This is a genomic window from Bacteroidales bacterium (assembly GCA_021648725.1).
Taxonomy (GTDB): Bacteria; Bacteroidota; Bacteroidia; order Bacteroidales; family JAADGE01; genus JAADGE01.
The window spans coordinates 1-5,477 of record JAKISF010000062.1; the positions used below are offsets into that span (position 1 = coordinate 1).

At 33.3% G+C, this 5,477-nt stretch carries 4 protein-coding genes; 1 reads left to right on the forward strand and 3 read right to left on the reverse strand.

The genetic code is table 11. The annotated features are described in order from the left end of the window. Positions 1-392: 392 nt before the first annotated feature. The 3 genes from L3J35_13595 to L3J35_13605 form a co-directional block, all read right to left on the reverse strand. On the reverse strand, positions 393-1,598 hold the full coding sequence (locus L3J35_13595; GenBank protein MCF6367217.1) for a DNA cytosine methyltransferase: 1,206 nt from the start codon (positions 1,596-1,598) through the stop codon (positions 393-395). A 62-nt stretch (positions 1,599-1,660) separates the two neighbouring features. Continuing rightward, a complete protein-coding gene (locus L3J35_13600) occupies positions 1,661-2,929 on the reverse strand; it encodes an NAD(P)/FAD-dependent oxidoreductase (protein ID MCF6367218.1) in 1,269 nt (422 codons plus the stop codon). 32 nt (positions 2,930-2,961) lie between these two features. Then, entirely contained in the window at positions 2,962-3,411 is a 450-nt protein-coding gene (locus L3J35_13605; protein MCF6367219.1) for a nucleoside deaminase, read from the reverse strand. Positions 3,412-3,502: 91 nt separating this feature from the next. Here L3J35_13605 and aspS point away from each other — a divergent pair, with 91 nt between their 5' ends. Next, entirely contained in the window at positions 3,503-5,254 is a 1,752-nt protein-coding gene (gene aspS / locus L3J35_13610; GenBank protein ID MCF6367220.1) for an aspartate--tRNA ligase, read from the forward strand. Positions 5,255-5,477: the final 223 nt, after the last annotated feature.

Genomic DNA, 5,477 nt, shown 5'->3' on the forward strand with positions numbered 1-5,477 from the left:
TACCCGATTTATTTTTCTTTTTTCTCAAAAACATGTACAAATATAGCACGGGACACCCATTTCACAAAACTACCCCTTATAAATAAAGATTTACAAAGCTTTTTTTAGCAAAGTGCGAAAAACAGGAGTTTTTACATTTATATCTTTGTTTATTTTGTTGCTTTCCCCACTTTATTGTATCAAGACTTTTGCAAGCCCAACAACGCTTTTTTTTGAACTTTTCATAAAACAAAAAAAGTTTATTGAAACTGATTTCAACAAACTTTCTTCTTTCTCATTGTTTACATAGTGTACAGAACTCTTTACCAACTATTTTTGACCATTAAACCTTTTTTACACAAAGGGAATAAAAACAATGTTTCGATAATAAGTTTTTAACTTAAAACAAAAAATTAAATTAACTTATCAATAATCATTTCTGCGGTTGCCTGAATAGCGGGAACAGCAACAGAGTTCCCTAGTTGCTTATATGCTTGTGTGTCTGAAACTTTCAAAATAAAATTGTCGGGAAAGCCTTGTAATCTCGCCCATTCTCGTGGTGTTAACACTCGAATATATTCCTTATTTAATCCGCCTTTTTTTGCCGTAACTGTTTTAAAATCTGTCAGCCTGCAATCTGTAAACAAATTTCTTTCTCGTCCCATTCCGCCGACAACAATTGCGTTTGCACATTGGTTTTCTTTTATCATTTCATACCCGAAACCATTCCCTTTGGCTTTATTTCTTTTCCTGTGTTTTTTTAAAGTATTAAGGTAAGATACTGACAAATAATATTTTGAAGAAACTGCTTTTTTCTCTTTAACATCCCCGAATACAATTTTCTTTTTCAACGGTTTCGGGCATTCAAACTCCGAAATCTTTAAATCTTTCCTGAAGCCGATAATGAAAATTCGTTCTCTGTTTTGCGGAACTCCGAAATCTTTTGCATTTATAATTTGGGGTTCGGGAACAAAATAGTTTAAGTCTTCTCGTAAAACTTTTAAAATTATTTTAAGCGTATTTCCTTTGTCATGATTTCTTAAACCTTTCACATTTTCCAAAAAAAATGCCTTGGGGTGTTTTTCTTTAATAACTCTTGTAATGTCAAAAAATAAAGTTCCCCTTGTTTCGTCGGCAAAACCTTTACGTTTTCCGGCAATAGAAAATGCTTGGCAAGGAAAACCGGCACACAAAATATCATGTTCGGGAATGTCTTTTTCATTTATTTTTGTAATGTCGCCGAAAGGAACTTCTCCGAAATTATATTCATAGGTTTTTTTGGCATATTTATCAATTTCAGAAGAAAAAACACATTTTCCTCCGAGGTTTTGCATTGCAATTCTGAAACCGCCAACACCCGCAAACAAATCAATAAAAGTAAATTCCGGTTCTTTCGACTCCGGAAAGGGTATGTCAAATTTTAATTGGGTTTTTTCATATTTTGCAATAGGTTCTTCAAATTTATTTTTAATAAACCTTTTTGCTTGTGTTTTATAATAGCTTGATATTTTATTGTTGTTTTTATTGTGAAGATAGTGGGTAAAATATGCCGAACCTTCGCTTGTCTCTTTTAATGGATCTATTTTTAGTTGCTCTTTTATTTCACTGTATTTTGTCATCTTATTTTTAAAGTTTAATTAGTGTTTAATGCATTGATATAATCTTTTTCTGAAAATTAATCCTAAAATTTTTCCTTTTTATTTACAATACAGGATTTTCCGGCAAGCCAACCCGTTGAAAACGCAATTTGAAAATTATATCCTCCGGTTTCAGCATCCAAATCTATTATTTCTCCGGCAAAATACAAATTATCAATAATTTTAGACATCATTGTTCTGCTGTCAATTTCGTTTGTGTCAATTCCGCCTGCGGTAACTATTGCTTCTTTAAAACCTCTGTGCCCGCTTACTTTAAACCTTAAATCTTTTAGTAAAACTCGTATTTTTTTCCGTTCTTTCCCTGATATTTGGTTACATTCTTTGTAAGGGTCAATCTTTGTAAGTTCTAAAACAACCGGAATGAGTTTTGAGGGTAATAAATTCTTTAAAATATTTCGAATTTGTTTTTTTCCGCTTTCATTAAGCTCTCTTTGAAGTCTGTTATCTAATTTTTGCTCATCAAGTGCCGGTTTTAAATCAATTGAAATTTCAACATTATTTTTTTTATCAAAACTATCTGTTGCAATTTTGCTGAGAGTCAGAATAACAGGTCCTGTTAACCCGTAATGTGCAAACATCATTTCTCCGAATTCAGATCGTATTTTTTTATTATTTACCCATATACTTACATTCGAGTTCTTTAAACTTAAACCTTGTAACTTCTCAGCAATATCTCCCTCTGTTTTTAAAGGAACTAAAGCCGGTCTTAATTCTGTAATTTTATGTCCCAGTGTTTTAGCAAAAACAAAACCGTCTCCTGTGGAACCTGTTGCAGGATAGGATTTTCCGCCTGTACAAAGGATTACATTTTCGGTTTCAATTATTTCGAGTTTTCCGCGGATGCTTGCTTTTACTGCCCGAATTTTATTATTTTCGACAATTATATCTTCTACTTTTGCATTTTTCTTAATATCTATTCCTTTTTCTCTTACAATTTGCAAAAGAGAATTAACAACGTCTGCAGCCTTATCGCTTTCAGGAAAAACTCTTCCGCCTCTTTCCGTTTTTGTTTTAAGTCCTTTTTCTTCAAGCATATTTAAAATGTCTTTTGAGAAAAAAGTTGAAAAAGCATGTTTCAAAAATTTCGGTTTCGGATAAATTTTCTTGAAAAAATCTGATTGATACGCAGTATTTGTAATATTGCATCTTCCTTTTCCGGAAATTAGCATTTTTCTTGCTTCTTTACTCATCTTTTCCAGAAGCAAAACAGAAGCCCCTTGTTCACAGGCACTTATTGATGCTAAAATTCCGGATGCCCCTGCTCCGATTATTATTACATTGTATTTTTTCAATTTTTGCTTAAATTTAATTAATAATTCGTATTCTAAGCATTTCTGATTTTACTAAAAAACGCACTAATTAATTCCGAGCATTCAAATTCCAAAACGCCCCCGGTTATTTCTGTTTTAGGATGAATAATTCGTTCGCAAAATTTTTGATACCCCTTTTTTTCATCACTTGCTCCGTAAACAATTCTGCCTATCTGCGACCAATAAGTTGCTCCGGCACACATCGCACAAGGCTCTGCCGTCACATAAAGAGTACATTCTTTTAAATATTTCCCTCCCAGCCTATTTGCAGCTGCCGTAATTACCTGCATTTCTGCGTGTGCCGTTGCGTCATTTAATGTTTCACTTAAATTATGAGCCCCTGCAATAACTCTATTTTTAAAAACGACAATTGCTCCTACCGGAATTTCATTTTTTTCAAAAGCAAGTCTTGCCTGCATTAATGCTCGTTTCATAAAATATTTATCAGTAAAAATGTCCTGCATAATTTTAATATGTCGAAAACAGAAATATAATTTAGAATTTAATTAATTGTAAAGTTATATATTTGCCGAAAATTATCAAATAAAAAATTTTATGTACAGAACACATAATTGCGGAGAATTAAGACACAACGATATAAATGCAGAGGTTACGCTTAGCGGGTGGATACAAAAAATAAGAGATTTGGGAGCAATGACGTTCATTGATTTACGAGACAGATATGGAATCACACAACTTTTTTTCAATAAAGACCGCAACCCGGAACTTCATTCAAAAGTTGAAAATTTGGGAAGAGAATTTGTAATCCAAATTAAAGGAAAGGTTACAGAAAGAAGCAGTAAAAACCCCGGAATATCTACCGGAGATATTGAAATTACGGTCAGTGATTTAAAGATTTTAAGCAAATCCGAACTCCCTCCTTTTACAATTGAAAACGAAACAGACGGAGGTGAAGAAATTCGGCTGAAATACAGATATTTAGATTTGAGAAGAAGAAAAGTTCAAAAAGGAATTATCCTGAGAAATAATATGGCTCAGGAAATAAGAAAATATCTTATAAAACAGGATTTTTTAGAAATAGAAACCCCTTTTTTAATAAAGTCAACACCTGAAGGAGCAAGAGATTTTGTTGTTCCTTCTCGAATGAACGAAGGTAAATTTTATGCTCTCCCCCAGTCTCCGCAAGTGTTTAAGCAGCTGCTAATGATTGCAGGTTATGATAAATATTTCCAACTTACAAAATGTTTTAGAGATGAAGATTTCAGAGCTGACAGACAGCCGGAGTTTACGCAAATTGATTGCGAAATGTCCTTTGTTGAAAGAGAAGATATTTTAATCCTTTTTGAAGGTTTGGCAAAATTTTTATTTACGGTAATAAAAGATATAAACTTTACGGAACAATTTCCGAGAATTACATACGATAATGCACTGACTTTATACGGAAGCGACCGCCCGGATATTCGTTTCGACATGAAAATTGCTGATTTAACTGAAACAGTTAAAGGAAATAGTTTTAAAGTTTTTGATGATGCAGAATTTATAGGCGGAATATGTGCAGAAGGTTTGGCTAACTATTCTCGTAAACAAACCGACAACCTTATAAAATGGGTACAAAGACCCCAAATAGGAGCAAAGGGCTTAGTGTTTGCAAAATATAATGAAGACGGGACATTTAAATCTTCTGTTGATAAGTTTTATTCGCAAGAAAGCTTAAAAAAATGGGCAAGTACAATGAATGCAAAACCCGGAGATTTGATGTTACTTATGTCCGGTAATAAAAAGAAAACACTTTTAGCTTTGGGCGAATTACGTTTAGAAATGGGAACAAGGTTAGAGTTTCGAGATGACAATAAATTTGCACCATTATGGGTTATTGATTTTCCCTTATTTGAAAAAGAAGAAGAAACCGGACAATTACATGCAGTGCATCACCCGTTTACATCTCCGAAAAAAGACCAATTTGACTTAATTGATACAAACCCGGAAGCAATAAAAGCCGAGGCTTATGACTTAGTCATAAACGGAAATGAAATAGGCGGAGGTTCAATAAGGATACACGATACCGAGCTTCAAAAAAAGGTGTTTAAAATTCTTGGCTTTACAGAAGAAGGGGCAAAAGCACAGTTCGGGTTTTTAATGGATGCCTTTAAATACGGAGCTCCTCCTCACGGTGGAATTGCATTCGGTTTTGACAGGTGGGTTGCCTTGTTTAACGGTTCAGAATCAATAAGGGATATAATTGCTTTTCCGAAAAATAATGCCGGGCGAGATATTATGATTGATGCTCCTGCAAAAATAGATGCAGAACAATTAAGAGATTTAAATTTGTCCGTTGTGAAAAACTAATTTTGTTTTTGCCTGAAAACCAATGCTTAATTTACGACACAGCAAATGTTAGTTGTTATGTTGCAAGATTTCTGCTTTAAAAAAGGTTTAATTGTTTCCTGTTTTTCGCACTTTGCTAAAAAAAGCTTTGTAAATCTTTATTTATAAGGGGTAGTTTTGTGAAATGGGTGTCCCGTGCTATATTTGTACATGTTTTTGAGAAAAAAGAAAAATAAATCGGGTA

What these genes read in the sequence shown, in the direction of transcription:
- L3J35_13605 (MCF6367219.1), bottom strand. Translation starts at nt 3,411, where the DNA reads ATGCAGGACATTTTTACTGATAAATATTTTATGAAACGAGCATTAATG.
- aspS (MCF6367220.1), top strand. Translation starts at nt 3,503, where the DNA reads ATGTACAGAACACATAATTGCGGAGAATTAAGACACAACGATATAAAT.
- L3J35_13595 (MCF6367217.1), bottom strand. Translation starts at nt 1,598, where the DNA reads ATGACAAAATACAGTGAAATAAAAGAGCAACTAAAAATAGATCCATTA.